The following is a 24,850-nucleotide window of genomic DNA, read 5'->3' as shown; positions in this document are numbered from 1 at the left end:
ACGATGACCGTTGTACTGGATACACTCGTCGCCGTTCGGCGCACCGCAATGGACCTGCTCGCTCGCCGCGAGCATGGTCGAGTCGAGCTGACGCGTAAACTGCGTCAGCGCGGCGCGGAACCTGAGATGATCGAAACCGCCCTTGACCGGTTGACGGAAGAGGGGCTGCTTTCTGAATCCCGTTATCTCGAAAGTTTTGTCTCCTACCGAGCCCGTTCCGGCTATGGCCCGGCGCGTATTCGCGAAGAGCTGAGCCAGCGCGGTTTACAGCGAGCCGATATCGACCTTGCCTTGCGTGAGTGCGGTATCAGTTGGCAGGCACAACTGGAAGACACCTGGCGCCGCAAATTCTCGGGTCATCTCCCCATTGATGCCAGGGAACGCGCCAAGCAGGGGCGCTTCTTAAGTTATCGCGGTTTTTCGATGGAAATGATCAGCCGCTTATTAAGTGGCCGAGACATGGATGACTGAACACCTTGTTGTGCGGTGAACGGCCTTGTTGTGTGGTAAATAGGCTTGTTGTTTGTTGAATGGGCTTGTTGTGTGGTGAGCGGACTTGCCCCGCGCTGGGCTGCGAAGCAGCCCCAATGGCCTCCCCTTCGATCTAAACCTGAAACACCAAACCTGACGCCCCCAAAAAGGCCCGCTATGAAAATAGCGGGCCTTTTTGCGTTTCTGGATTCTGCATTTCTGGATTTCACGCCGGCTGCGGCGCTACCCGCTGTTGCGTCTTCCCCTGAGCCTGCGCCCAGTTCTCCGGCAAGTTGATGTAATCCACCAGCTCCCGCAACCGGCCCTGGTCGCGGCCATTGAAGTTGAACACCAACCGCGTTAAATGGCTGAACTTCGGCTCATCATGCTCCTCACCGGTATAGGCCAGCTGCTGGAATTCTCCGCTCAATCGCAAGCTGGCAAATTCACTCTGCAAATGAGCCAGGGCTTGATCGCTGAGCGGGTGATTCATGCGCACCACAAACTCACGTTTCAACCAGCGCGTGGAATGGAAGTTGGCATAGAACTGATTGATCTCTTCCACTGCCTCTTCAGCGCTGTACACCAGGCGTACCAGCTTGAGGTCGGTGGGCAGGATGTAGCGATTGGCTTCCAGCTGGCTACGGATAAAGTCCAGGGCGCCTTGCCAGAAACCGCCACCCGGCGCATCCAGCAACACTACCGGCACCAGCGGGCTTTTGCCGGTCTGGATCAGGGTCAATACTTCCAGGGCTTCATCCAGGGTGCCGAAACCACCGGGGCACAACACCAGCGCATCGGCTTCCTTGACGAAGAACAGCTTGCGGGTAAAGAAGAAGTGGAAGGACAGCAGGTTTTCGGTGCCATCGATGGTCGGGTTGGCATGCTGTTCGAACGGCAGGGTGATATTGAATCCCAGGCTGTGTTCCAAGCCAGCCCCTTCATGGGCCGCCGCCATGATCCCGCCGCCGCCGCCGGTGATTACCATCAGGTCCGAACGGGCCAGTGCGGCACCCACCTCGCGGGCCAAGGCGTACAGAGGGCTTTCCACCGGGGTGCGTGCAGAGCCGAACACCGTGACCTTGCGACGCCCCTTGAACTGTTCGAGTACGCGGAAGGCGTGGTCCAGTTCGCGAATGGCTTGCAAGGTGATCTTGGCGTTCCAGCGGTTGCGGTCGTCCTGGGCCATGCGCAGCACGGTCAGGATCATATCGCGATACAGGGGGATATTCGGGCTGTTGGGGGCGATCTGCTGGAGCTGAGCTTCAACCTGCTGCGTAAGGTCAGCCCCGTTTTCTTCAAAATGCCGGAGCAGGTGGTCATTCGGTTCGTAAGGCATTCAACTTCTCCTTCTTCACAGAGGCTGGGCCAGCGGCGAGAGATTCGTCCGGGGGCCACGACACTGCATGTGTCGCTGCATACCCAAGGCATTGCACGTGTTCGCCAGGCAGCAAACGGGCTCTGTATATTCCTTGTGATTTAAAAAACCTTTGCACTGCATGACGCAGGAGGGCAACCCTCTTTTGCCCTGGAAATGTTACAGAACGGCGTGGAAGCCGTGATGAACGGGCGGTCGGGATGACTTGATCATGGGCCGAAAAACCCTTGGCTGGCAACCGCTTATTGGTCAATCGACAGGGAGTTCAGCTGAACTGCAGGGAAACGGAGCAGGGGCGTGCGCGCTACTGAGCAGCAGCGCGCGAAGGGCAAGCGAGGTTTACTTTTTCTTCTTGGCGGCAGCCGGTGCCGGGCAATCCGCTTCCACGAATTTCACCGATGCCACAGGGCGGTTGGTCTTGTTCTCGGTGATTTCATAGCGCATCACTGCGCCCTTGGCCATCAGCTCGCGATAACCTTTGTTCAGGCACACGCTTTGCCCCAGCTGGAAGTACACCGCCTTGGGGTTGGCGCGCATCTGTTCGGCGCGATCAGGCAATACGCTGAGGTGATCGATCAGTTGCATGCCCTCAACGGTGTAGGCCACTTCCAGGGTTTTTTCGTCGATTTCCCGGGGCAGGTCCTTGTTGCTTTCAGTCGCGACGCTTTGCAGCTTCCGGTTCATTTGGGCCTCCAGCAGCGAGGCCGCCTGGGCGCCCACGGGCAGTACCAGCGCAAGTGCGATGGATGGGGCGGCAAGACGCAGCATGGAACGCAGCATGAAACTCTCCTGATTCGGTTACTGGTGCATAGACCAGCCACTGCGCTGTGCGTTCAGTGGCGCGCAATTATAGGTGACCCCTTGCCACTACAGCCAGGCGTATCGCTGGTAAACTGCGGTCACTTCAGCCTTCCACGAGTTTTCTCCGTGTCGATCTACCCCTCTGTACGGCGCATCCGATGAGCCACGCCGTCTCCCGCCTGCGTACACAGCGCCTGGCACGCGCGATCAAGCCCTTCGTCAATCGAGGCTCCCGTGCCGAACGCTGCCCCGGCTGCCGGGTCATCCCCGAATACTGCCTGTGTGCCTGGCGCCCCCAGGTCGCAGCCAGGTCCGCCATGTGCCTGTTGATGCACGATGTCGAACCGATGAAACCCAGCAACACCGGCTGGCTGATCGCCGATGTGGTCAAGGACACCACGGCATTCGCCTGGTCGCGCACCGAAGTCGACCCGGATTTGCTCACCCTGCTCGCTGACCCGCAGTGGCAGCCCTACATCGTGTTCCCCGGCGAATTCGTGGCGCCCGAGCGTGTTGTCAGTACCGTGGCGATGGCAGAAGGCAAGCGCCCGCTGTTCATCCTGCTGGATGGCACCTGGAGCGAAGCGCGCAAGATGTTCCGCAAGAGTCCCTATCTGGAGCATCTGCCGGTATTGAGCCTGGCGCCTGAGCAGCTTTCGCGCTACAAACTGCGCCGCTCCAAGCGTGACGACCATTTCTGCACCGCCGAAGTCGCCGCCCTGTGCCTGGAACTGGCCGAGGACGCCGCAGCAAGCGAAGTGCTGGACGCCTACCTCGACGTATTCAGCACCCATTACCTGGCCGCCAAGTTCCAGCTGCCGCTGGACCCGACCGACAGCGTCCATACTCGTCTTGCACCCTATATACCCACGCTATAGCCAGACGACGTTTGCATGATGGCACCGTAAACCTGCACCCCGCTAAAATGCCCATGGGCGTAGTGCTTGACCCCCCAGGCTGCGCTGGGCATGCTGAGCGCCGATTGGGGGGCAACCGTGAGTTTTCGACGTCGTTCCAAGTGCTTTTGACGTTGAACGTACCCTGTGGCGATGGCTGCCTGGCTGTCGCCTTGTGTATTGGTGAACCCCGAACCCATCGGGGCTGCCATAAAAAACAGGATCATTTAATCAATGGCCACATACGAAATCCTGATAGCCGATGACCACCCGCTGTTTCGCAGTGCGCTGCATCAGGCCGTGACCCTGGGCCTTGGCCCCGACGTGCGCTTGGTTGAAGTGGCCAGCATTGCCGAGCTGGAAACCCGCCTTACCGAAAAATCCGATTGGGACCTGGTGCTGCTCGACCTGAACATGCCCGGCGCCTACGGTTTCTCGGGGCTGGTGCTCCTGCGTGGGCAATACCCGCAGATCCCCGTGGTGATGGTCTCTGCCCAGGAAGAGGCCGACGTGGTGGTGCGTTCCAAGGAGTTTGGCGCCAGCGGCTTCATTCCAAAGTCCAGCGCGATGGAAGATATTCAGAAGGCCGTGCGCGCAGTGTTGGACGGTGATGTGTCCTGGCCGCCGCAGGCATTCGAACACATCAACGTGTCCGACGAAGCCAAGGCCGCCCGTGATGGCTTGGCCAGCCTGACGCCCCAGCAGTTTCGGGTGCTGACCATGGTCTGCGAAGGTTTGCTGAACAAGCAGATCGCCTATGAGCTGAGTGTGTCGGAAGCGACCATCAAGGCGCATGTCACGGCAATCTTTCGCAAATTGGGGGTGCGCACGCGGACCCAGGCGGCGCTGCTCTTGCAACAACTTGAGTCAATTGCTCAGCATTAAGTTGTTACCGATTCACGCTTTTTTGACTTTGCGTGATCTAGTTTCCCCACTTCTTTGGTTCAGTTGCCTACGTCTATGTCGCCTTTCAAGGGTCAAACCGGTCTCAAACGTATCTTCAATGCAGGGGGCTATTCCCTGGATGGCCTGCGCGCGGCTTTCACCGGTGAGGCGGCGTTCCGTCAACTGGTCTTGTTGAACGTCATCCTGATCCCGCTGAGTTTTTTCCTGCACGTCAGCCGTGTTGAACGGGCGCTGCTGATTGCAGTGTGCCTGTTGGCCTTGATCGTTGAATTGCTCAATTCGGCGGTAGAAGCGGCGATCGACCGTATTTCCCTCGATCGCCATCCCTTGTCGAAAAACGCTAAGGACATGGGCAGCGCCGCGCAATTCGTGGCGCTGACCATGATCACCCTGGTGTGGGCCGTGATCCTGATCTGACGATCAGGCAATGCTCGGCAGCACGATCTCGTCGCTGCGCTGAACCCCGGCGGTGAAGGTCCGACACAGCTCCAGGAACTCGCGCATGGCCGAGGTCTGGTATTTCTGTTTATGCCAGATGAAGTAGAACTGCCGGGCCAGGTCCAGGTCCGGGGTTTCTACTGGCACCAGGCTGCCACGGCGAAATGCATCGCGCAGCGCCAGCCGGGAAATGCACCCGATGCCCAAACCCGATTCCACCGCCCGTTTGATCGCCTCGGTGTGCTCCAGCTCCAGGCGGATATTCAGCGCGCTGCGGTGATGGCGCATGGCCTGGTCAAAGGTCAGGCGCGTGCCGGAGCCTTGCTCCCGCAGGATCCAGGCCTCATGGGTCAATTCTTCCAGGGTGGCCACGCCGCGCTTGGCCAAGGGGTGCTGAGGTGCACAAAACACCACCAGCTCATCTTCCACCCAGGTTTGCACCTCGATATCGGGGTGGCTGCAGTCGCCTTCGATTAGACCCAGGTCAATTTCGTAGTGCGCAACCTGATGCACGATATTGGCCGTGTTCTGCACATGCAGCTTCACCTGGCTTTCGGGGTGCTGCTGCATGAAGCTGCCGATCAGCAGGGTGGCCAGGTAATTGCCAATGGTCAGGGTAGCGCCGACCGCCAGGGAGCCGAACCCGGACTTACCGTTGAGCAGGTCTTCGATCTCCTTGGCCTGGTCCAACAGCGCCACTGCTTGAGGCAACAGCTGATGGCCCAAGGCGTTGAGACTCAGGCGTTTACCGGCACGGTCGAATAATTGGCAGCTGGATTGACGCTCCAGCTCCGTAATCGAGGTGCTGGCGGCGGATTGAGATAAGGCCAGAAGGCCAGCAGCGCGAGAGACGCTTTCCTGCTGGGCGACGGCGACGAAGACTTGCAGTTGACGGAGAGTAAATCGCATATCGATATAACCGATAACCCTTATCTTAATAATCCAGTTAACAGATATTGTCGCCGCCATTAGAATGCTGTGCAATTGCGCACTTCATCTTTGGCGCAGACCCATTTCCAGGAGTCCCCCGTACATGAGCAACATGAACCACGAGCGTGTCCTCAGTGTTCATCACTGGAACGACACTCTGTTCAGCTTCAAGTGCACCCGCGATCCGGGCCTGCGCTTCGAGAACGGTCAGTTCGTGATGATCGGCCTGCAACAGCCCAACGGCCGCCCGCTCATGCGCGCTTACTCCATTGCCAGCCCGAACTGGGAAGAGCATCTGGAGTTCTTCAGCATCAAGGTGCCGGATGGCCCGCTGACTTCCCAATTGCAGCACTTGAAGGAAGGCGACGAGATCATCATCAGCAAAAAACCGACAGGCACCCTGGTGCTTGACGATTTGAAGCCGGGCAAACACCTCTACCTGCTCAGCACCGGTACCGGCCTTGCTCCGTTCATGAGCGTGATCCAGGACCCGGAAACCTACGAGCGTTTCGAAAAAGTGATCCTGTGCCACGGCGTGCGCTACGTCAACGAAGTCGCTTACCGCGAATTCATCACCGAGCACCTGCCGCAGAACGAATTCTTCGGCGAGGCCCTGCGTGAGAAGCTGATCTACTACCCGACCGTGACCCGCGAGCCGTTCGAAAACGAAGGCCGCCTGACCGACCTGATGCGCAGCGGCAAGCTGTTCAGCGACATCGGTCTGCCACCGATCAACCCCGAGGACGACCGCGCCATGTTGTGCGGCAGCCCAAGCATGTTGGACGAGACCAGCGAAGTGCTGAACAGCTTCGGCTTGAAAGTTTCGCCACGCATGCGTGAGCCGGGTGATTACTTGATCGAGCGCGCGTTCGTCGAGAAATAACTGCGGTAAAAAATGTGAGAGGGGGCTTGCTCCCGATGGCGATGGGTCAGTCGATATACACGTTGACTGATCCACTGCCATCGGGAGCAAGCCCCCTTCTACATTGGGTTACCGGTTTATCCCGCTGGCACCACTTCCAACACACAAATCATCCCTGCTTCAGGATAGTGCCAGCGCACATCCACATCCCAGAACTGCGCCCCGTATTCGCGCTCGGGCCCTGGCGTCTGGTAGGCCGGGCGTGGATCCTGTGCCAGACACTGATCGATCAACTCCACCAACGGCTCCCCAAGGCGCTGGGCATGGCCTTGTGCCTGCTGCAGTGCGCTCTTCAGCCACTGCACCGGAATCAGCTGCGGCGCACCACTGGCGATGCTGTTGGTGGCCGTGTCGATGATGTCGGCGTAGGGCACATACGGCTTGATATCCAATACCGGGGTGCCATCGAGCAAATCGATTCCGGAAATCCATAGCCGGCCCGGCTCGACCTTGTCCAGCTTGACCACTGACTGGCCAATCCCGTTGGGCCGATGAGTGGCGCGGGTCGCAAACACCCCCATGGACGTGTTGCCACCCAGGCGGGGCGGGCGCACTTTCAGGCGGGGCTTGTCTTCCAGGGCCTGGTGGAACAGAAACAACAGCCACACGTGGCTGACCTGCTCCAGGCCCTGTACCGCCTCGCCTTGGTCGAACGGCGCCACCAACTCCAGCACGCCCCGCGCGGCAGGCGCCAGTTGCGGTTGGCGCGGGATGGCGAACTTCTCCTTGAAGCAGGAGCGTACGAAACCGACCGGCGAGACCTGGTAACCCATGGCTTACGTGCGAACCCGCAGCGTCAGGCCCTTGAGGAAGTTGCGCAGCAGCTGGTCGCCACAGGTGCGGTAGTTGGTATGGCCGAACTTGCGGAACAGTGCGCTCAGCTCAGGCTTGGACACCGGGAATTCGGCGGCCTTGAGGATGGCGTGCATGTCGTCCTCCTTCAGTTCGAAGGCCACACGCAGTTTTTTGAGGATGATGTTGTTGGTCACCGGGGTTTCGATCGGCTGCGGCGGACGGCTTTCGTCCTTGCCGCGCTTGAAAATCACCAGGCCATCGAGGAAGTGGGCCATGACGTCATCCGGGCAGAACACAAAACCCTCTTCCTCGTCTTTCTTGAGGTAGGTCTGCAGGTCTTCCTTGGTCACGTCCATGCCGCCGAGCTTGATAAGCTCGACCATCTTGTTGTCGCTGATGTCGAGCATGTAGCGCACGCTGCGCAGTACGTCGTTGTGAATCATGGTGGGCAATCCTGGTTTTCAACGGTGGGCGCCGCCGGGTGGGGCGGTGCCTGGAAAGGGGGAGGCTGTTTAGAACTTTTCTTTGCCGGACAGATAACGCCATTGGCCAACCGGCACTTTGCCGATGGACACGCCGCCGATGCGAATGCGGCGGATAGCGACGACTTTCAGGCCAACGGCTTCGCAGAACAGGGCGATCACGCCCGGTTGCGGGTTTTTCATCGCAAAGCGCAGGCGATTTTCGTTCTGCCAGCTGGCTTTTACGGCTGGCAGCTCTTTGCCTTTGTAGGTCAGGCCGTGGTTCAGGCGGTTGAGGCCGTGGGCAACCATGTCACCTTCAACCTCCACCACGTATTCCTGCTCGATCTTGGCGGCATCGGCGGTCAACTTGCGCAGAATCTTCCAGTCCTGGGTAAACACCAGCAGGCCGCTGGCCTTGGCCTGCAGGTCGGCGCTGGCGGTCAGGCGCAGGAAGTGGCCCTTGAGCGGACGCTTGCTGAAGCGGTGTTCTTCGGACAGGGTTTCGGCGCTGATCGAGGCCATTGCCGTCTCTGCATCTACACCAACCGGGGCGTGGAACAGGATGGTCACCGGCTCTGGCGCGGTGGCCTTGGCCTCTGGGTCCAGTTCGACCTTCTGGGTGGTGATCTTGAATTGCGGCTCGTCGATCACTTCACCGTCCACCGAGACCCAGCCGCCTTCGATAAACAGCTCAGCCTCCCGACGGGAGCAACCGACCAGTTCGATAAGGCGTTTGGAGAGGCGTATGGGGTCAGTCATGACAAGGGCCGTAACAAAAGGGGGCGGCTATTGTACCTGTGTGGGCGCGGTTAATCCCGGCCCCATTTCATTTAGCCCTGACGGGCGTTTTGTTGTTGCTGGCGCAGGCGCAGGTGCAGCAACGGATAGGGCTGGCCCAGGCCGTCATGTTCGGTGCGTCCGACCACTTCGAAACCCTGCTTGAAATAAAACCCCAAGGCTTGGGGGTTCTGCTCGTTGACGTCGAGTTCGTCGGCGTTCATGCGCTCGATTGCATAACGCAGCAACTGCCGGCCGAGGCCTTGCCCGCGGTATTGCGGGTCGATAAACAGCATCTCCACCTTACCGCACGCCACCCCGGCAAACCCGGTAATACGCTGGCGTGCGTCTTTGGTGCAGATCAGCATCACCGAATCCAGGTAGCGGGTCAGCAGCAGGTTTTTCAGCAATATGATGTAACTGTCCGGCAAAAAATCATGGGTGGCCCGCACCGAGGCCTCCCAGATGCGCGCCAACTCCGCGTAGTCGCTGGTTTTAGGTGTGTGGATAACCGAATGCTGACGCATGCCCGCTGCCCCTTGCGTTGATTGGCGCTGATGGGCAAAACGATAGACCTAAAAAAGCCCCGCATCTTGTCCAGAAGCAGGGCTTTTCAAGTTTTTTCGATCAGTCGCGCTTTTCAGCCCACAGATCGTACTCATCAGCGTCGGTCACGGTGCACCAGACCTTGTCACCCGGCTTCAAGCCGCTGGCATCGTCGATAAACACGTTACCGTCGATTTCCGGTGCATCGAAGAAGCAACGGCCGACTGCGCCTTGCTCGTCGACTTCGTCGATCAGTACCTCGATTTCCTTGCCGATACGCAGTTGCAGGCGCGCCGAGCTGATTGCCTGTTGGTGCGCCATGAAGCGCTCCCAACGGTCCTGCTTGACGTCGTCCGGGACCACGGCCAGGTCCAGCAGGTTGGCCGGGGCACCTTCCACGGGCGAGTACTGGAAGCAACCCACACGGTCCAGTTGCGCTTCGGTCAGCCAGTCCAGCAGGTACTGGAAGTCTTCTTCGGTTTCGCCGGGGAAGCCGACGATGAAGGTCGAACGGATGATCAGCTCGGGGCAGATCTCGCGCCAGTTCTTGATGCGCGCCAGGGTCTTGTCTTCGAAGGCCGGGCGTTTCATGGCCTTGAGCACTTTCGGGCTGGCGTGCTGGAACGGGATGTCCAGGTACGGCAGGATCTTGCCGGCGGCCATCAACGGGATCAGCTCGTCCACGTGCGGGTACGGGTAGACGTAGTGCAGGCGCACCCACACGCCCAGGCTGCTGAGGGCTTCGCAGAGTTCGGTCATGCGGGTTTTCACCGGCGCGCCGTTCCAGAAGCCGGTGCGGTATTTCACGTCGACGCCGTAGGCGCTGGTGTCCTGGGAGATCACCAGCAGCTCCTTGACGCCGGACTTGACCAGGCGCTGGGCCTCGTCAAGTACGTCACCCACCGGGCGGCTGACCAGCTTGCCACGCATCGACGGGATGATGCAGAAGCTGCAGCTGTGGTTGCAGCCTTCGGAAATCTTCAGGTACGCATAGTGACGCGGGGTCAGCTTGATGCCTTGGGGCGGCACCAGGTCGATCAGCGGGTTGTGATCCTGGCGCGGCGGCACCACCTCGTGCACGGCATTGACTACTTGCTCGTACTGCTGCGGGCCGGTCACAGCCAGTACGCTGGGGTGCACGTTGCGGATATTGCCTTCTTCCACACCCATGCAGCCGGTCACGATGACCTTGCCGTTTTCCTTGATGGCTTCGCCGATCACTTCCAGGGACTCTGCCTTGGCCGAGTCGATAAAGCCGCAGGTGTTGACCACCACCACATCGGCGTCCTGGTAAGTGGACACCACGTCATAGCCTTCCATGCGCAGTTGCGTGAGGATGCGTTCGGAATCGACGAGCGCCTTCGGGCAACCCAGGGAAACAAAGCCAACCTTGGGGTTGGCTTTTGCGGTGGTGGTGGACATGTCTAACCTCGGTATTGAATGACGCCGCCAGTCGGGCACGACAGGGCTGCGGACGGGCGCTTGCTGCGCCTCTGATCAAAAAGTGCGCAATTCTAGCGACGGGCAACGCACTTGACCAGCTTTATGCAGGGAAATGCGACGAGTGCTGTGTTGGGTGAATCGCCCAGCCCTTACACGTTCTTAAGCCCGGACGTCCTGCTCTGTGCGGTGCGTTACAACTTTAGACATGCCCACACCTAACGCCTGAAGCACTTTCAGGAGAGTGGAAAGCTTTGGGTCGCCGCCGACGCCGAGGGACCTATAGAGATTTGCTCTATTGAGGCCCGTGTTCTGCGACAGACTGAGCATCCCGCCGCGAGCGTCCGCCACTCGACGGATAGCGACAAGGAACGCGTCTTCCCCACCCGCTTCATCGATTTCCTCAAGCGCGACAGATAGATATTCCAAGGCAAATGCTTCGTCGTCTCGGAGCATTTCAAGAACACTATCTTCATGAGAACGAGTACGAATGGTCATTTTTGCTGCACCTTGTAAGATTTCCAGAGGGCCTTGGCCTGATCAATGTCGTTCTGCTGCCTGGCCTTTGAGCCGCCGCCCAACAGGAAAACAATTTTTCGATCCTGGATTGCGTAATACACACGAAACCCAGGCCCGAAGTCGAGTTTCATCTCAAAGACCCCGTCACCCACCGACTCGGTAACACCAAAGTGGCCAAGGGAAGCTCGATCCACTCTGGTGGTGATTCTTGCCTTTGAACGCGTGTCTTGCACGGTGTCCAGCCAAGCCTGGTAGATATCCACCCCGTTGACTGAAAGTACGTGTTTCACCTCGTACATGCGGAATGTACCTTAAAAGAGACAGGGCAATGATTGAGTTTTTATATCGACTACGCACGTGATGCAGGCGCGCGATTTATTGATCAGGCAAGGTGGCCAAGGAGCTTGCGCATACACCGCTGAGGCTGCGCTACTGAGCCGGGCGGAAAATATACGGTTGGCCGTAAATGTGATCAATGCAGGCAAAAAGGCTCCAAAATGCCGCTTCATCTACGACTGACGGTGTAAATCGATACCCGAATCACTTGAGCAGGGAAATACGACGACCGCTGCGCTATGCTTCGCGCCGTTGCGCACGGGGAAAACCCTTGGGTCAATAAAACGTCTGTTACGAGAAGTAAAACAGCGCATGCTAGGGTCAGCTTAGACGCGCTGTTTATAAGAGACCTCAGGTCAAAGGGCAGGAGTGGTTGATGGGTCAGGCAAGTAGTCAGGCAGCAGGTGCCGAGCATTCCAACGCAAAGCCGATCGGCATGCTGGTGGCAGCGGTCGGGGTGGTTTACGGCGATATCGGTACCAGCCCGCTCTATACCCTCAAAGAGGTGTTCAACGGCGGTTATGGGGTGCAGGTCAACCATGACGGTGTGCTGGGGATCCTGGCGCTGATCTTCTGGTCGTTGATCTGGGTGGTGTCGATCAAGTACATGCTGTTCGTGCTGCGCGCCGATAACCAGGGCGAAGGCGGCATCATGGCCCTGACCGCGTTGGCGCGACGGGCGGCGGGGGAGCGCAAGAAGTTGCGCAGTTTCCTCGTGGTGTGTGGCCTGTGCGGTGCGGCGTTGTTCTATGGCGACAGCATGATTACCCCGGCGATTTCGGTGCTGTCGGCCATTGAGGGCCTGGAACTGGCGTTCGACGGCCTGGAAAAATGGGTGGTGCCGATCGCCCTGGTGGTGCTGGTGGCGCTGTTCCTGATCCAGAAGCACGGTACCGACCGCATCGGCAAGTTGTTCGGGCCGGTGATGGTGACCTGGTTCCTGGTGCTGGGGGGCCTCGGCGTGTATGGCATTACCCTGCACCCTGAAGTGCTCAATGCCCTGAACCCGATGTGGGGCGTGCGTTTCTTCGAGGCCCACCCTGGCATTGGCGTGGCGATCCTCGGCGCGGTAGTGCTGGCGTTGACCGGTGCCGAGGCGCTGTATGCCGACATGGGCCACTTCGGCCGCAAACCCATCGCCCGCGCCTGGTTCATCCTGGTGTTGCCGGCGCTGGTGCTCAACTATTTCGGCCAGGGCGCCATGCTGCTGGGCGACCCGGAAGCCGCACGCAACCCGTTCTACCTGCTGGCGCCAAGTTGGGCGCTGATCCCGCTGGTGGTGCTGTCCACCCTGGCCACGGTGATTGCGTCCCAGGCGGTGATTTCCGGGGCGTTCTCGTTGACGCGCCAGGCGATCCAGCTGGGTTATATCCCGCGCATGCACATTCAACACACCTCAAGTGCCGAACAGGGCCAGATCTATATCGGTGCGGTGAACTGGTCGCTGATGGTCGGCGTGATCCTGCTGGTGCTGGGTTTCGAGTCCTCCAACGCACTGGCGTCGGCCTACGGCGTGGCGGTGACCGGGACCATGTTGATGACCACCATCCTGGTGTCGGCAGTCATGCTGTTGCTGTGGAAATGGCCACCGATTCTGGCCGTGCCGGTCCTGGTCTGCTGCCTGTTGGTGGACGGGCTGTACTTCGCGGCCAACGTGCCGAAGATCATCCAGGGCGGCGCCTTCCCGGTCTTGGCGGGGATTGTGCTGTTCGTGCTGATGACCACCTGGAAGCGCGGTAAGCAATTGCTGGTGGACCGCCTCGACGAAGGTGGCCTACCGTTGCCGATCTTCATCAGCAGCATCCGCGTGCAGCCGCCGCATCGCGTGCAGGGCACGGCGGTGTTCCTTACCGCGCGCCCGGACGCCGTGCCCCATGCCCTGTTGCACAACCTGCTGCATAACCAGGTGCTGCATGAACAGGTGGTGTTGCTGACGGTGGTCTACGAAGACATCCCGCGTGTCCCGGCCTCACGGCGCTTCGAGGTGGATTCCTACGGCGAGGGGTTCTTTCGCGTGATCCTGCACTTCGGCTTTACCGATGAGCCGGACGTCCCCGAAGCGTTGAAGCTGTGCCATTTGGACGGCCTGGATTTCAGTCCGATGCGCACCACGTACTTCCTCAGCCGTGAAACCGTCATCGCCTCCCGCATCAAGGGCATGGCCCGTTGGCGCGAAGCGTTGTTTGCATTCATGCTCAAGAACGCCAACGGCAACCTGCGGTTCTTCAAGCTCCCGGTCAACCGAGTGATCGAATTGGGCACCCAGGTCGAAATGTAAGCCTGCGCGGTACGGGAGCCGGCAATCGGCTCCCGCTTTACGTCTGAACCCTGTGCAATCCACGGTTGTCGACTAGGCTCTAAGCACTGTTTGAATAGTGCCCACAGACCCCAGAAGAGGTGCGCCATGAGTCAGCTGCTCGAACCCTATACCCTGCGCCAATTGACCCTGCTCAACCGTATCGCCGTGTCGCCGATGTGTCAGTACTCAAGTGTCGATGGCCTGGCTAACGACTGGCACCTGGTCCACCTCGGCAGCCGCGCGGTCGGTGGCGCCGGGCTGATATTCACCGAAGCCACCGCCGTAACCGCCGATGGCCGCATCACGGCCGAAGACCTGGGCCTGTGGAACGACGAACAGATCGAACCCCTGCGGCGCATCACACGGTTTATCGCCGCCCAGGGCGCGGTGGCGGGCATCCAGCTGGCCCATGCCGGGCGCAAGGCCAGCACCCACCGCCCATGGATCGGCAAGCACGGCAGCGTCAAGCCGCAAGACGGTGGCTGGGTGCCGGTGGGGCCGTCGCCGATTGCCTTCGACCCGCAGCACACCCAACCCAAGCCTTTGGATGAGGCGCAGATCCAGCAAGTGATCGCCGACTTCGTCGCCGCCGCCAGGCGCGCCCTGACCGCCGGTTTTGAAGTGGTGGAAATCCACGCCGCCCATGGTTACCTGCTGCATCAATTCCTCTCGCCCATCAGCAACCAGCGGCAGGACCGGTACGGCGGCTCCTTCGAGAACCGTATCCGCCTGGTGCTGCAAGTGACCGAGGCCGTGCGTGAAGTCTGGCCCCAGGAGCTGCCGCTGTTCGTGCGGGTGTCGGCCACCGACTGGGTGGAAGACGGCTGGAACCCTGATGAAACCGTGGAACTCGCGCGTCGCCTCAAAGACCTGGGCGTGGACCTGATCGACGTGTCTTCCGGTGGCACTGCCGCCAACGCCGAAATCCCCACCGGCCCCGGTTACCAGACGCGCTTTGCCGAGCGTGTACGCAAGGAGTCGGGCATCGCCACCGGCACCGTCGGCATGATCACCGAGCCGGCCCAGGCCGAGCACATCCTGCGTACCTGCCAGGCCGACATCATCTTCCTGGCGCGTGAACTGCTGCGTGACCCTTACTGGCCGTTGCATGCCGATGATGATCTGGGCGGGCGCAAGGCTATTTGGCCGGCTCAGTACCAACGAGCGACCCATCGGGACCAACCGATCCATGAGTCTGACTTGAGGGATTGATCCTGCGTCGGCGCCCTCGAAACCCACCTTGAACCGGTGGGTTTTTTTTGCCTGCTGCTGTGGGATGGGGTTGTAGGTATTTGTTACCGAAGTGATTTTTTAAGTGAATACTCTAAAAAAATCCCACGCGTAACGAGATTGTTTCTACGCTTAGGGTACGACTGATTTCTGGCCCAGGGAGTCAGTCTGTTTGTACACCGAGGCATTGCGTTCCCCGGGAAACGGTTTGTGGGCACAGGAGTTTTTGATCGATATCAGGAGAAACAGTCCATGGCCAAGTCCTATGGTGTAGCGGGTGCGGTGGTGTCTTTTTTTACCCGCAGGATGTCCTTGCGTGGCCGCAGGTTGAGTTCGGACGAAGCCGAATTACTGGCGCAGTATCGCGCCCTGACCGAAAGCGATCAGGTGGCGATGCGGTATCTGATTGGAGCGATGAAGAGTGTGTCGCGGTTCTGATGCCGTACGCGAGGATCGTTCTCACGCGAGTGGGAACGATCTGGATCAGGTGTACTTGCGCTGCTCCGGTGCCGGCGGGAAGTACTGATACAACCAGGTTTCACTCAGGGTGCGGTCCTGGGTGCGGATAAACAGCCGCAGTTCCACCGGCTCCACGCTGTCGCTGGTCGGGTACCAGTCGAACAGGATGCGGTAGCCCTTGATGTTGTCGAGCACCAGCACGCTGAAGTCTTTCACTTCGCCGTGGGAGCAGGTCACCACCGGCTCGATCCCGGTGCCGGCCGGCAAACGGTCCAGGCCGCCGCCCTTGAAGTCCACGGCAAACCGGCGCGCCCACACTGGCGGGTAGTGCTCCCCCGGCGCCCAACCTTCGGTAAAGCCGCCCATGCCGGAACGGGTCGCGTCGACTTGCGCCAGCGGTGTGCTGACCGGGGGCAGGGCGCTCCAGTACAGCTTGTAGCCATAGTTGAGTGAATCGCCGGCCGCCACCGGCTTTTTCGGGGTCCAGAAGGCCACTATGTTGTCCAGGGTCTCGCCGGTGGTGGGGATTTCCAACAGGTCGATCGAGCCTTCGCCCCAGGCGGTGGTCGGTTCGACCCATAGGCTTGGACGCTTGCTGTACCAGTCGACGGTGTCCTGGTAGCTGGCGAACTCATGGTCGGTCTGCACCAGGCCGAAACCTTTCGGGTCGGTGTCGGCGAACGCGTTGAACTGCAGCTTGGCCGGGTTATTCAACGGGCGGCAAATCCACTCGCCATTACCCCGCCACATCGCCAGGCGGTCCGAGTCATGGATCTGAGGGTGAATGGTGTCGCACATGCGGCGCTCGTGGGTGCCGCAACTGAACATGCTGGTCATGGCGGCGATGCCCAACTGTTCGATGGCGGTACGTGCGTTGATATGGGCGTCGATGGCCATCACCACCTGGTTGGCCTGGCAGTCGATATCGAAGCGGTAGGCACCGGTGGCGCTCGGCGAGTCGAGCAGAGCGTAGACCACAAAGCGGGTCGCGTTCTTGTCCGGGGTCTCGAACCAGAACTGCGTGAAATCGGGGAACTCTTCGCGTTTTTTTGCGTAGGTATCAATCGCCAGGCCACGGGCGGAGAGGCCGTACTGGCCGGTGGAATCCACCGCGCGGAAGTAGCTGGCACCAAGAAACGACAGCACGTCATGGCGATCCAGTTCCGGCGCCTTGAACAACTTGAAGCCGGAGAAACCCAGGTCGCCGGTCAGCTGTTTGGTGTCGACGGTGGTTTTTTCATAATTGAACAGTGAAGGGCGGAAATGCACTTCGCGGGCTTCACGGGTCTTGGGGTCGACGCTGTGCATGCGCACCGGCGTCTTGAAGCCCATGCCGACGTGGAAGAACTGCACGTCGAGCTGGCCGTTCAATTCCTTCCACAGCGAATGGTTGCCGTCGTAGCCGATGGCGTTGAAACTCTGCGGGGTCATGGTCGCCAGGGTGGGCGGCAGCACCTGCTTGGTGTCTTTATACGCGGTCCCGGCGAGCTGTTTGGCTTGGGCCTTGAGCGTTTCAAAATCGAACGCCACGGCCTTGCCATCGGCGGCACGGTTCCCGGCCCAGGCCTGCGCGGCAAGCAGGCCGCTGGCCGATAAACCGGTGTAAGCCGCAATGGCCATGGAGGCTTTGAGCAAATTCCTGCGGTGCATAGAGACAACCTGTCGTGAGCAAATCCCGCGCCGTTCCTGGCACGTGCTGGATCAGAAATTACGGTTCGGACATGCCTTCGGCCAAACGCAACGGACATTAAACAGACGCCGGATAGCTTAAGCGGTTCGATGGAGAAGGAAAATTGATTGATGGCGGGGTGATAGCATTGCAAATGCGACAAGACATTTCCGGCACGGTGGGTGAGCACATTACCCACGAATTATGAACATCCAAAAGTAGGAGCGAGCTTGCTCGCGAAGAACGTCAACGATAACGCGGACATTCTGATTAACCGCGGTGCTCTTGCGTTCTTCGCGAGCAAGCTCGCTCCTACAATAAAGCGTTACGGCGCATGGGGAGATCAGTGCTTGAACATCACATGCCGAACCGTGGTGTAGTCCTCCAAGCCATACATGGACATATCCTTGCCATACCCCGACAGTTTCTGACCACCGTGGGGCATCTCGCTGACGAGCATGAAATGGGTGTTTACCCAGGTGCAGCCGTACTGCAGGCGCGCGGCCAGGCGATGGGCGCGTCCTACGTCGGCGGTCCATACCGATGACGCCAACCCGTAGTCCGAATCATTGGCCCAGCCCAGTACCTGCACCTCATCGGTGAACTTGGTCACCGATACCACCGGCCCGAACACCTCGCGGCGCACGATTTCATCGTCCTGTTGCGCATCGGCGAGTACGGTCGGCTCAAAGAAGAAACCATTGCCTTCCACCGCCTTGCCACCGGTGACCAGGCGGATATGCGGCTGCGCCACGGCGCGTTCGACAAACCCGGCAACCCGGTCGCGGTGTTGCGCGGTGATCAACGGGCCCAGCTCAGTGGCCGGGTCATCCTGCAAGCCGTATTTGATGCTGGCGACCGCCGCGCCGAGCTTCTCCACAAACGCATCGTAGATGTCTGCCTGCGCATAAATCCGGCACGCTGCGGTGCAGTCCTGCCCGGCGTTGTAGAAGCCGAAGGTACGAATGCCTTCCACCGCTGCATCGATATCCGCATCGTTGAAGATGATCACGGGCGCCTTGCCGCCCAGCTCCATATGCATGCGCTTCACGCTGTCGGCGGTGCTGGAGATGATATTCGCGCCTGTGGCGATAGAGCCGGTCAGCGACACCATGCGCACTTTCGGGTGGTTCACCAGTGGACTGCCCACGGTAGGCCCACGGCCGAACACCAGGTTGAGTACTCCGGCCGGGAAAATCTCCGACGCCAACTCGACCATCCGCAACGCGGTCAGCGGGGTTTGCTCCGACGGCTTGAGCACCACGGTATTGCCCGCGGCCAGGGCCGGTGCGATTTTCCAGGCGACCATCATCAACGGGTAGTTCCACGGCGCGATGGACGCAATCACGCCCACCGGGTCGCGACGGATCATCGAGGTGTGGCCGGGCAAGTATTCACCGCCGGCCGAACCGCTCATGCATCGGCTGGCGCCGGCGAAGAAGCGGAACACGTCGGCAATTGCCGGGATCTCGTCGTTCAGCGCGGCGCTGTAGGGCTTGCCGCAGTTGTCCGATTCCAGCTTGGCCAGTTCTTCGCCGTGGGCTTCGATCACGTCGGCCAGTTTCAGCAGCAACAGCGAGCGATCCTTGGGCGCGGTTTGCGACCAGCCTTCGAAGGCCGCATCGGCGGCGCGCACGGCGGCGTCGACCTGGGCTTCGCTGGCTTCTTTGATTTCCACCAGCACGCGGCCCAGGGCCGGGTTGAAGATGGCCTGGGCCGGGCCTTCGCCTTGTACCAGTTGGCCGTTGATCAGCAGTTTGGTTTGCATGATTGAGTCCTCCAAAAAACGCGCGTTATTTCCCTGAAGAAACCGGATTTAAATGTGGGAGGGGGCTTGCCCCCGATGCCAGTGGTTCAGTGACAGCTGTGTTGGCTTTCACACCGCTATCGGGGGCAAGCCCCCTCCCACATTTGAACCGCGTTCCTTCAGTGGCCAAGTTATTTACCACCACTCCCCGCCACGCTTTCACCACCGCGGGTCAGGTAATAGGCACCCAGGATCGGGAACATCGTCACCAGCATCACCAGCATCGCGACCACATTGGTCACCGGCACATCCCGTGGCCGGCTCAATTGGTTGAGCAACCACAGCGGCAACGTACGTTCGTGGCCGGCGGTGAAAGTGGTGACGATGATTTCGTCGAACGACAGCGCAAACGCCAGCATGCCGCCGGCCAGCAGCGCCGAGCCGAGGTTGGGCATGATGATGTAGCGGAAGGTCTGCCAGCCGTCGGCGCCCAGGTCCATCGAGGCTTCGATCAGGCTGTGGGACGTACGGCGCAGGCGGGCGATGACGTTGTTGTAGACGATCACCACGCAGAACGTCGCGTGGCCGACGATGATGGTGAACATTCCCGGCTCGATGCCTAATGTCTTGAACGTCGCCAGCAGCGCAATACCGGTGATGATCCCCGGCAGCGCAATCGGCAGGATCAACATCAGCGACACGCCTTGCTTGCCAAAGAACTCGCGGCGATACAGCGCCGCCGAGGCCAGGGTGCCCAGCACCATGGCAATCAGGGTGGCGATGGCGGCGATCTGCAACGACAGCTTGATCGCCTCCAACACGTCCGGCCGGGCGAAGGCTACGCTGAACCACTTCAGGGTAAAGCCCTGGGGCGGAAAGCTGAACGCGGCTTCTTCGGTGTTGAAGGCGTAGAGGAAGATGATCAGGATCGGGAAGTGCAGGAATACCAACCCGCCCCAGGCTGCGATCTTCAAGCCTAATGAAGATTTTTCAGAGTGCATCGAAGGCCCCCAGGCGTTTGACGATGGACAGGTAAACCGCGATCAGCACGATCGGCACCAGGGTGAACGCCGCGGCCATGGGCATATTGCCGATGGCACCTTGCTGGGCGTAGACCATGCCGCCGACGAAGTAACCCGGCGGGCCCACCAGTTGCGGCACGATGAAATCGCCCAGGGTCAGCGAAAACGTGAAGATCGAACCGGCGGCAATCCCCGGCACCGACAGCGGCAGGATTACCTGCATGAAGGTCTGGCGCGGCTTCGCGCCGAGGTCGGCGGAGGCTTGCAGCAGCGACGGCGGCAAGCGCTCCAGGGACGCCTGGATCGGCAGGATCATGAAGGGCAGCCAGATATAGACGAACACCATGAAGCGCCCCAGGTGCGAGGTGCTCAAGGTGCTGCCGCCCACGCCGGGAATGCCCAGCACGAACTGCAACACCGGTTCCAGGCCCAGGTGCTGCACGAACCACTGCGCCACGCCGCCCTTGGCCAGCAGCAAGGTCCAGGCATAGGCCTTGACGATGTAGCTGGCCCACATCGGCATCATCACCGCGATATAGAAGAACGCCTTGGTCTTGCCGGTGGTGTAGCGCGCCATGTAGTAGGCGATCGGGAAGGCGACGATGGCGCTGGCGATCGACACCACGATCGCCATGCCCAGGGTGCGCAGGATGATGTCGAAGTTCGATGGCTGGAACAGCGCGGTGAAGTTGGCCAGGGTCAGGTCCGGGGTGACCGCCATGGTGAAGTCGTCAAAGGTATAGAAGCCTTGCCACAGCAGGGTCAGCAGCGAACCCAGGTAGATCGCGCCGAACCAGATCAGCGGCGGAACCAGCAGCATCGCCAGGTACAGGTTGGGCTTGCGGTACAGCAGGTTGGAAAACCTGCGCATCGGCGGTTGGGAAAGGGCCAGGCTCATTTCACACCTCGCCTGCGCGGTCAGTCAGCGGCGTCATGGCTTCTCGCGCCCAACGGGCGGTGATGGACTGGCCGACCTGATGGCCGCTGCTGATGTCCAGCCACTGGTTGTTGGCCTGGCTGATGTTCAGCGCCTGGCCGTTTTCCAGTTTCAGCTCATAGCGGGTGGCGCTGCCCTGGTACTGGATGTCGTGCAGCAAGCCGCTGATTTCCACTTCGCCGGCGCCCAGCGGGCCCTCGGCAAACCGTACGTGTTCCGGGCGAATCGAAAACGGCTGCGCACTGCCGCTGAGGCGCTGGGCCAACTCGCCGCGAATCACGTTGGAGGTGCCGACGAATTCGGCGACGAACGCGGTGGCCGGTTTCATGTACAGGTTGCGCGGGGTGTCGACCTGTTCGATGCGGCCCTTGTTGAACACCGCCACACGGTCGGACATCGACAGCGCTTCGGTCTGGTCGTGGGTCACGAAGATAAAGGTGATGCCGAGCTGGCGTTGCAGCTTCTTCAGCTCGCTTTGCATCTGTTCGCGCAGCTTGAGGTCGAGGGCGCCCAAGGGTTCATCGAGCAGCAACACACGGGGGCGATTGACCAGGGCACGGGCCAGGGCTACCCGTTGGCGTTGGCCGCCGGAGAGTTGCACCGGCTTGCGCTCGCCGTAGCCACCGAGTGCGACCATTCCCAAGGCTTCTTCGGCGCGGTTGAGGCGTTCGGTCTTGCCCACGCCTTTGACCTTGAGGCCATAGGCGACGTTATCGCGCACGTTCATATGGGGGAACAGTGCGTAATCCTGGAATACCGTGTTTACGTCACGCTGATACGGCGGCAAGCCAGCGGCTTCCTCGCCATGAATGCGGATCGAGCCTGCGCTCGGCTGCTCGAAACCGGCGATCAGGCGCAGGCAGGTGGTCTTGCCCGAGCCGGATGGGCCGAGCATGGAAAAGAACTCGCCGTCCTGGATATCGATGGAAACCCGGTCAACGGCTTTCACTTCGCCGAACTGACGGGAAACGTGGGTGAATTGGACTGCAAGCGTCATGGTGCGGTGCTCCAAAAAGGCGCGGGTGGTCGCAGCGCCCGGCCTGGACTGCTGAAAAAACAAAACATCCGTGAATGCGGTCGATGTGGGAGGGGGCAAGCCTCCTCCCACAGGGGATCTATGCCGTCTGCATGGTCTTAGCGGCCGCCCATGATCGCGATGTAGTCCTGGGTCCAGCGACTGTATGGCACGAACTTGCCGCCCTCGGCCTGCGGGGTTTTCCAGAAGGCGATCTTGTCGAACTGGTCGAAGCCGTTGGTCTTGCAACCCTCGGCGCCGAGCAGTTCGCTTTCCTTGCAGGCTGCGGGCACCGCCGGCAGCGAGCCGAACCAGGCGGCGACATCGCCCTGGACTTTGGGCTGCAGCGACCAGTCCATCCACTTGTAGGCGCAATTCGGGTGTTTGGCCTCGCTGTGCAGCATGGTGGTGTCGGCCCAGCCGGTGGCGCCTTCCTTGGGAATGGTCGAAGCAATCGGCTGCTTCTCGTTTTGCAGGCCGTTGACCTGATACGGCCAGGCGCTGGAGGCCACCACGCCTTCGTTCTTGAAGTCGCTCATTTGCACGGTGGTGTCATGCCAGTAGCGGTGGATCAACGGCTGCTGCGCGCGCAACAGGTCGAGCACGGCCTTGTACTGGGTTTCGGTCAGTTCATAGGGGCTCTGGATCCCCAGTTCCGGCTGGGTGCTCTTGAGGTACAGCGCCGCATCGGCGATGTAGATCGGACCGTCATAGGCCTGCACACGACCTTTGTTCGGCTTGCCGTCCGGCAGGTTTTGCGCCTCGAACAGCACATTCCAGCTGGTGGGCGCGGTCTTGAACACGGTGGTGTTGTACATCAGCACGTTCGGCCCCCACTGGTACGGGGTGCCGTAGGTCTGCTGGCCCACCACGTACCACGGCGCATCCTTGAGGCGCGGGTCGATGTTCTTCCAGTTGGGGATCAACGCCGTGTTGATCGGCTGCACACGCTTGCCGACGATCAATCGCAGCGACGCATCCCCGGACGCGGTGACCAGGTCATAACCGCCCTTGGCCATCAAACTGACCATTTCGTCAGAAGTGGCGGCGGTTTTCACATTGACCTTGCAGCCGGTCTCCTTCTCGAAGCCTGTGACCCAGTCGTAGGCCTTGTCGCTTTCGCCACGTTCGATATAGCCGGGCCAGGCGACGATATCCAGCTGGCCTTCACCAGCGCCCACCGCCTTGAGCGGTTCGGCGGCCTGGATACTGACGCTGGCCAGCAGCGCGGTGGTCAAGGCACTGAGCAGTGCGGTCTTATGCGCAGACATGGGGATTCCCTCTTCTTTAATTATGGTCGGGGCAGTGTGTGAAGCCGTGACGCATGAGCTTAGTTGTTGTTTTAAAGATGCTGGCCGTGGCGGGCCATGATGTGGCGCACCACGCTGTAGTCCTGTAGCGAATCGCTGGACAGATCTTTCCCATACCCCGAGCGCTTCAAGCCGCCGTGGGGCATTTCGCTGACCAGCATGAAATGGCTGTTGATCCAGGTGCAGCCGTATTGCAGGCGCGCGGCGACCTGCATGGCCTTGTCCAGGTTCTGGGTCCAGACGGAGGAGGCCAGGCCGTATTCGGAATCGTTGGCCCAGTCCACCGCCTGTTCCAGTTCGTCGAAGCGGGTCACGGTGACCACCGGGCCGAACACTTCGCGCTGGACGATTTCATCGTTCTGCTTGCAACCGGCGAGCAGCGTCGGCTGGTAATAGAAGCCGGCCCCGGAATGCACGGCCGCGCCGGTGACCCGCTCGATATGCGGCTGGCCGAGGGCGCGCTCGACAAAGCTGGCCACGCGGTCGCGCTGGCGTGTGCTGATCAGCGGGCCGAGTTCGTTATCGGCATCGCGCTTGCCGGCGAAGCGCAGGCTGCTGACGGCTGCGCCCAGTTCGGCGACCAATTTGTCGTGGATGCCCGCCTGGGCGTAGATGCGGCATGCCGCCGTGCAGTCCTGGCCGGCGTTGTAGTAACCGTAAGCACGCACACCTTCGACCACGGCTTGCAGGTCGGCGTCGTTGCACACGATCACCGGCGCCTTACCGCCCAATTCCAGGTGTGTGCGCTTGAGGGTCTTGGAGGCGGCCTGCAGGATTTTCTGGCCGGTGACGATGTCGCCGGTCAGCGAGACCATGCGCACCTTGGGGTGGCTGACCAAATGGCTGCCGACGCCTTCACCGCCACCGCACAGAATGTTGATGACCCCGCGGGGTAACACGTCCTTCAGGACCGGGGCCAATGCGAGGATCGACAGCGGCGTGTGTTCCGACGGCTTGAACACCAGGGTATTACCGGCCGCCAGCGCCGGGGCGATCTTCCACGCGGCCATCATCAGCGGGTAGTTCCACGGCGCAATCGAGGCCACCACGCCAATCGGATCGCGGCGCACCATGCTGGTGTAGCCCGGCAGGTATTCGCCGCTGAGCTGGCCGGTCTGGCAGCGCACGGCGCCGGCGAAGAAGCGGAACACATCGATGGTGGCGCTCAAGTCATCCTGGCGCGCCAGGTGCAACGGCTTGCCGCAGTTCAGCGATTCCAGGCGGGCGAGGTAGTCGGCGTGTTTCTCGATGGCGTCGGCGATGCCCAGCAGGACGTTCGAGCGTTGTTGCGGCGTGGTCCGCGACCAGCCGGCAAAAGCGCGGTGTGCGGCGAGGATCGCACTTTCGACCTGCTCGGTGCTGGCCTCGGCGATCTGGGTGAGCACTTCGCCGGTGGCCGGGTTGAGGATCGGCTCGGCAACGCCCTGGCCCTGGACCAGTTCGCCGTCGATCAGCAACGCAGTGAGCAGCGGGGTGGGCGCGCCGGACATTTTTCGTGAACTCTTTTCTTGTGTGGTCATGGGCGTTCTCTTACAAGGCGCCT

The 24,850-nt window shown here is 60.6% G+C and carries 25 protein-coding genes; 8 read left to right on the top strand and 17 right to left on the bottom strand.

Annotated features, from left to right (window positions below; genetic code table 11):
* The first annotated feature begins 3 nt into the window (after positions 1–3).
* Positions 4–471 (top strand): recombination regulator RecX, encoded by a 468-nt coding sequence (gene recX / locus AC07OT_RS04325; protein WP_012722522.1) that lies wholly within the window; start codon positions 4–6, stop codon positions 469–471.
* A gap of 226 nt (positions 472–697) precedes the next feature.
* On the opposite strand, the gene AC07OT_RS04320 is transcribed toward recX, so the two are convergent.
* A complete protein-coding gene (locus AC07OT_RS04320; RefSeq protein WP_027604549.1) occupies positions 698–1,810 on the bottom strand; it encodes an LOG family protein in 1,113 nt (370 codons plus the stop codon).
* A gap of 378 nt (positions 1,811–2,188) precedes the next feature.
* Entirely contained in the window at positions 2,189–2,629 is a 441-nt protein-coding gene (locus AC07OT_RS04315) for a PA3611 family quorum-sensing-regulated virulence factor (protein ID WP_027604548.1), read from the bottom strand.
* Positions 2,630–2,808: 179 nt separating this feature from the next.
* Here AC07OT_RS04315 and AC07OT_RS04310 point away from each other — a divergent pair, with 179 nt between their 5' ends.
* The 3 genes from AC07OT_RS04310 to AC07OT_RS04300 all read left to right on the top strand — a co-directional run bounded on the left by AC07OT_RS04310 (position 2,809) and on the right by AC07OT_RS04300 (position 4,869).
* A complete protein-coding gene (locus AC07OT_RS04310) occupies positions 2,809–3,528 on the top strand; it encodes a tRNA-uridine aminocarboxypropyltransferase (protein WP_495107565.1) in 720 nt (239 codons plus the stop codon).
* Positions 3,529–3,780: 252 nt separating this feature from the next.
* Entirely contained in the window at positions 3,781–4,431 is a 651-nt protein-coding gene (gene erdR / locus AC07OT_RS04305) for a response regulator transcription factor ErdR (protein ID WP_495107564.1), read from the top strand.
* Between the two features lie 75 nt (positions 4,432–4,506).
* Complete coding sequence (locus AC07OT_RS04300; protein ID WP_065938722.1) at positions 4,507–4,869, top strand: diacylglycerol kinase; 363 nt, start codon at positions 4,507–4,509, stop codon at positions 4,867–4,869.
* Positions 4,870–4,872: 3 nt separating this feature from the next.
* Here the strand turns inward: AC07OT_RS04300 and AC07OT_RS04295 are convergent, their stop codons facing one another.
* Complete coding sequence (locus AC07OT_RS04295; RefSeq protein WP_065938723.1) at positions 4,873–5,799, bottom strand: LysR family transcriptional regulator; 927 nt, start codon at positions 5,797–5,799, stop codon at positions 4,873–4,875.
* Between the two features lie 124 nt (positions 5,800–5,923).
* Here AC07OT_RS04295 and fpr point away from each other — a divergent pair, with 124 nt between their 5' ends.
* Entirely contained in the window at positions 5,924–6,703 is a 780-nt protein-coding gene (fpr, locus tag AC07OT_RS04290) for a ferredoxin-NADP reductase (RefSeq protein WP_003172178.1), read from the top strand.
* A gap of 116 nt (positions 6,704–6,819) precedes the next feature.
* Here fpr and tsaA read toward each other — a convergent pair whose 3' ends face one another.
* The 7 genes from tsaA to AC07OT_RS04255 all read right to left on the bottom strand — a co-directional run bounded on the left by tsaA (position 6,820) and on the right by AC07OT_RS04255 (position 11,582).
* Positions 6,820–7,515: a tRNA (N6-threonylcarbamoyladenosine(37)-N6)-methyltransferase TrmO gene (gene tsaA, locus AC07OT_RS04285; protein WP_065938724.1), complete on the bottom strand. Its 696-nt coding sequence runs from the start codon at positions 7,513–7,515 to the stop codon at positions 6,820–6,822.
* A 3-nt stretch (positions 7,516–7,518) separates the two neighbouring features.
* A complete protein-coding gene (locus tag AC07OT_RS04280) occupies positions 7,519–7,980 on the bottom strand; it encodes a YehS family protein (protein WP_141156889.1) in 462 nt (153 codons plus the stop codon).
* Positions 7,981–8,049: 69 nt separating this feature from the next.
* Entirely contained in the window at positions 8,050–8,760 is a 711-nt protein-coding gene (locus tag AC07OT_RS04275; protein WP_027604539.1) for an rRNA pseudouridine synthase, read from the bottom strand.
* 71 nt (positions 8,761–8,831) lie between these two features.
* On the bottom strand, positions 8,832–9,305 hold the full coding sequence (locus AC07OT_RS04270; RefSeq protein WP_141156891.1) for a GNAT family N-acetyltransferase: 474 nt from the start codon (positions 9,303–9,305) through the stop codon (positions 8,832–8,834).
* Positions 9,306–9,405: 100 nt separating this feature from the next.
* On the bottom strand, positions 9,406–10,746 hold the full coding sequence (gene rimO, locus AC07OT_RS04265; protein ID WP_141156892.1) for a 30S ribosomal protein S12 methylthiotransferase RimO: 1,341 nt from the start codon (positions 10,744–10,746) through the stop codon (positions 9,406–9,408).
* Positions 10,747–10,926: 180 nt separating this feature from the next.
* Positions 10,927–11,262 (bottom strand): addiction module antidote protein, encoded by a 336-nt coding sequence (locus AC07OT_RS04260; protein ID WP_043293399.1) that lies wholly within the window; start codon positions 11,260–11,262, stop codon positions 10,927–10,929.
* Complete coding sequence (locus AC07OT_RS04255) at positions 11,259–11,582, bottom strand: type II toxin-antitoxin system RelE/ParE family toxin (RefSeq protein WP_065938726.1); 324 nt, start codon at positions 11,580–11,582, stop codon at positions 11,259–11,261. The genes AC07OT_RS04260 and AC07OT_RS04255 overlap by 4 nt, the downstream gene beginning before the upstream one ends.
* A 413-nt stretch (positions 11,583–11,995) precedes the next feature.
* On the opposite strand from AC07OT_RS04255, the gene AC07OT_RS04250 reads away from it, so the two are divergent.
* The 3 genes from AC07OT_RS04250 to AC07OT_RS04240 all read left to right on the top strand — a co-directional run bounded on the left by AC07OT_RS04250 (position 11,996) and on the right by AC07OT_RS04240 (position 15,586).
* Complete coding sequence (locus AC07OT_RS04250; RefSeq protein WP_027604535.1) at positions 11,996–13,897, top strand: potassium transporter Kup; 1,902 nt, start codon at positions 11,996–11,998, stop codon at positions 13,895–13,897.
* Positions 13,898–14,023: 126 nt separating this feature from the next.
* Positions 14,024–15,130, top strand: a complete 1,107-nt coding sequence (locus AC07OT_RS04245) for an NADH:flavin oxidoreductase/NADH oxidase (RefSeq protein ID WP_092487520.1) — start codon at positions 14,024–14,026, stop codon at positions 15,128–15,130.
* Positions 15,131–15,400: 270 nt separating this feature from the next.
* Positions 15,401–15,586 carry a hypothetical protein gene (locus AC07OT_RS04240; protein WP_495107563.1) on the top strand — a complete coding sequence of 62 codons (186 nt, stop codon included), beginning with the start codon at positions 15,401–15,403 and terminating at the stop codon, positions 15,584–15,586.
* A 45-nt stretch (positions 15,587–15,631) separates the two neighbouring features.
* Here the strand turns inward: AC07OT_RS04240 and AC07OT_RS04235 are convergent, their stop codons facing one another.
* The 7 genes from AC07OT_RS04235 to AC07OT_RS04205 all read right to left on the bottom strand — a co-directional run bounded on the left by AC07OT_RS04235 (position 15,632) and on the right by AC07OT_RS04205 (position 24,797).
* Positions 15,632–17,257 carry a glucan biosynthesis protein D gene (locus AC07OT_RS04235; protein ID WP_495107562.1) on the bottom strand — a complete coding sequence of 542 codons (1,626 nt, stop codon included), beginning with the start codon at positions 17,255–17,257 and terminating at the stop codon, positions 15,632–15,634.
* Between the two features lie 362 nt (positions 17,258–17,619).
* Entirely contained in the window at positions 17,620–19,044 is a 1,425-nt protein-coding gene (locus tag AC07OT_RS04230; protein WP_495107561.1) for a gamma-aminobutyraldehyde dehydrogenase, read from the bottom strand.
* Between the two features lie 170 nt (positions 19,045–19,214).
* Positions 19,215–20,024, bottom strand: coding sequence for an ABC transporter permease (locus AC07OT_RS04225; protein ID WP_025856826.1), 810 nt, complete (start codon positions 20,022–20,024; stop codon positions 19,215–19,217).
* Positions 20,014–20,943 carry an ABC transporter permease gene (locus tag AC07OT_RS04220; RefSeq protein WP_098480288.1) on the bottom strand — a complete coding sequence of 310 codons (930 nt, stop codon included), beginning with the start codon at positions 20,941–20,943 and terminating at the stop codon, positions 20,014–20,016. Before AC07OT_RS04220 ends, AC07OT_RS04225 begins: the two co-directional genes overlap by 11 nt.
* A gap of 1 nt (position 20,944) precedes the next feature.
* Complete coding sequence (locus AC07OT_RS04215; RefSeq protein ID WP_065926497.1) at positions 20,945–21,979, bottom strand: ABC transporter ATP-binding protein; 1,035 nt, start codon at positions 21,977–21,979, stop codon at positions 20,945–20,947.
* 137 nt (positions 21,980–22,116) lie between these two features.
* Complete coding sequence (ydcS, locus tag AC07OT_RS04210; RefSeq protein WP_495107560.1) at positions 22,117–23,268, bottom strand: putative ABC transporter substrate-binding protein YdcS; 1,152 nt, start codon at positions 23,266–23,268, stop codon at positions 22,117–22,119.
* 71 nt (positions 23,269–23,339) lie between these two features.
* Positions 23,340–24,797 carry a gamma-aminobutyraldehyde dehydrogenase gene (locus tag AC07OT_RS04205; RefSeq protein ID WP_177414172.1) on the bottom strand — a complete coding sequence of 486 codons (1,458 nt, stop codon included), beginning with the start codon at positions 24,795–24,797 and terminating at the stop codon, positions 23,340–23,342.
* Positions 24,798–24,850 lie beyond the last annotated feature (53 nt).

The organism is Pseudomonas sp. GW821-FHT09C10 (assembly GCF_059418085.1).
Note: the sequence above shows the minus strand (reverse complement) of the source record. Positions and strands in the feature narration are given on the sequence as shown.

Excerpts from the sequence above, each read along its gene's own strand:
- recX (WP_012722522.1), top strand. The coding sequence starts at position 4 with ATGACCGTTGTACTGGATACACTCGTCGCCGTTCGGCGCACCGCAATG.
- AC07OT_RS04320 (WP_027604549.1), bottom strand. The coding sequence starts at position 1,810 with ATGCCTTACGAACCGAATGACCACCTGCTCCGGCATTTTGAAGAAAAC.
- AC07OT_RS04315 (WP_027604548.1), bottom strand. The coding sequence starts at position 2,629 with ATGCTGCGTTCCATGCTGCGTCTTGCCGCCCCATCCATCGCACTTGCG.
- AC07OT_RS04310 (WP_495107565.1), top strand. The coding sequence starts at position 2,809 with ATGAGCCACGCCGTCTCCCGCCTGCGTACACAGCGCCTGGCACGCGCG.
- erdR (WP_495107564.1), top strand. The coding sequence starts at position 3,781 with ATGGCCACATACGAAATCCTGATAGCCGATGACCACCCGCTGTTTCGC.
- AC07OT_RS04300 (WP_065938722.1), top strand. The coding sequence starts at position 4,507 with ATGTCGCCTTTCAAGGGTCAAACCGGTCTCAAACGTATCTTCAATGCA.
- AC07OT_RS04295 (WP_065938723.1), bottom strand. The coding sequence starts at position 5,799 with ATGCGATTTACTCTCCGTCAACTGCAAGTCTTCGTCGCCGTCGCCCAG.
- fpr (WP_003172178.1), top strand. The coding sequence starts at position 5,924 with ATGAGCAACATGAACCACGAGCGTGTCCTCAGTGTTCATCACTGGAAC.
- tsaA (WP_065938724.1), bottom strand. The coding sequence starts at position 7,515 with ATGGGTTACCAGGTCTCGCCGGTCGGTTTCGTACGCTCCTGCTTCAAG.
- AC07OT_RS04280 (WP_141156889.1), bottom strand. The coding sequence starts at position 7,980 with ATGATTCACAACGACGTACTGCGCAGCGTGCGCTACATGCTCGACATC.
- AC07OT_RS04275 (WP_027604539.1), bottom strand. The coding sequence starts at position 8,760 with ATGACTGACCCCATACGCCTCTCCAAACGCCTTATCGAACTGGTCGGT.
- AC07OT_RS04270 (WP_141156891.1), bottom strand. The coding sequence starts at position 9,305 with ATGCGTCAGCATTCGGTTATCCACACACCTAAAACCAGCGACTACGCG.
- rimO (WP_141156892.1), bottom strand. The coding sequence starts at position 10,746 with ATGTCCACCACCACCGCAAAAGCCAACCCCAAGGTTGGCTTTGTTTCC.
- AC07OT_RS04260 (WP_043293399.1), bottom strand. The coding sequence starts at position 11,262 with ATGACCATTCGTACTCGTTCTCATGAAGATAGTGTTCTTGAAATGCTC.
- AC07OT_RS04255 (WP_065938726.1), bottom strand. The coding sequence starts at position 11,582 with ATGTACGAGGTGAAACACGTACTTTCAGTCAACGGGGTGGATATCTAC.
- AC07OT_RS04250 (WP_027604535.1), top strand. The coding sequence starts at position 11,996 with ATGGGTCAGGCAAGTAGTCAGGCAGCAGGTGCCGAGCATTCCAACGCA.
- AC07OT_RS04245 (WP_092487520.1), top strand. The coding sequence starts at position 14,024 with ATGAGTCAGCTGCTCGAACCCTATACCCTGCGCCAATTGACCCTGCTC.
- AC07OT_RS04240 (WP_495107563.1), top strand. The coding sequence starts at position 15,401 with ATGGCCAAGTCCTATGGTGTAGCGGGTGCGGTGGTGTCTTTTTTTACC.
- AC07OT_RS04235 (WP_495107562.1), bottom strand. The coding sequence starts at position 17,257 with ATGCACCGCAGGAATTTGCTCAAAGCCTCCATGGCCATTGCGGCTTAC.
- AC07OT_RS04230 (WP_495107561.1), bottom strand. The coding sequence starts at position 19,044 with ATGCAAACCAAACTGCTGATCAACGGCCAACTGGTACAAGGCGAAGGC.
- AC07OT_RS04225 (WP_025856826.1), bottom strand. The coding sequence starts at position 20,024 with ATGCACTCTGAAAAATCTTCATTAGGCTTGAAGATCGCAGCCTGGGGC.
- AC07OT_RS04220 (WP_098480288.1), bottom strand. The coding sequence starts at position 20,943 with ATGAGCCTGGCCCTTTCCCAACCGCCGATGCGCAGGTTTTCCAACCTG.
- AC07OT_RS04215 (WP_065926497.1), bottom strand. The coding sequence starts at position 21,979 with ATGACGCTTGCAGTCCAATTCACCCACGTTTCCCGTCAGTTCGGCGAA.
- ydcS (WP_495107560.1), bottom strand. The coding sequence starts at position 23,268 with ATGTCTGCGCATAAGACCGCACTGCTCAGTGCCTTGACCACCGCGCTG.
- AC07OT_RS04205 (WP_177414172.1), bottom strand. The coding sequence starts at position 24,797 with ATGTCCGGCGCGCCCACCCCGCTGCTCACTGCGTTGCTGATCGACGGC.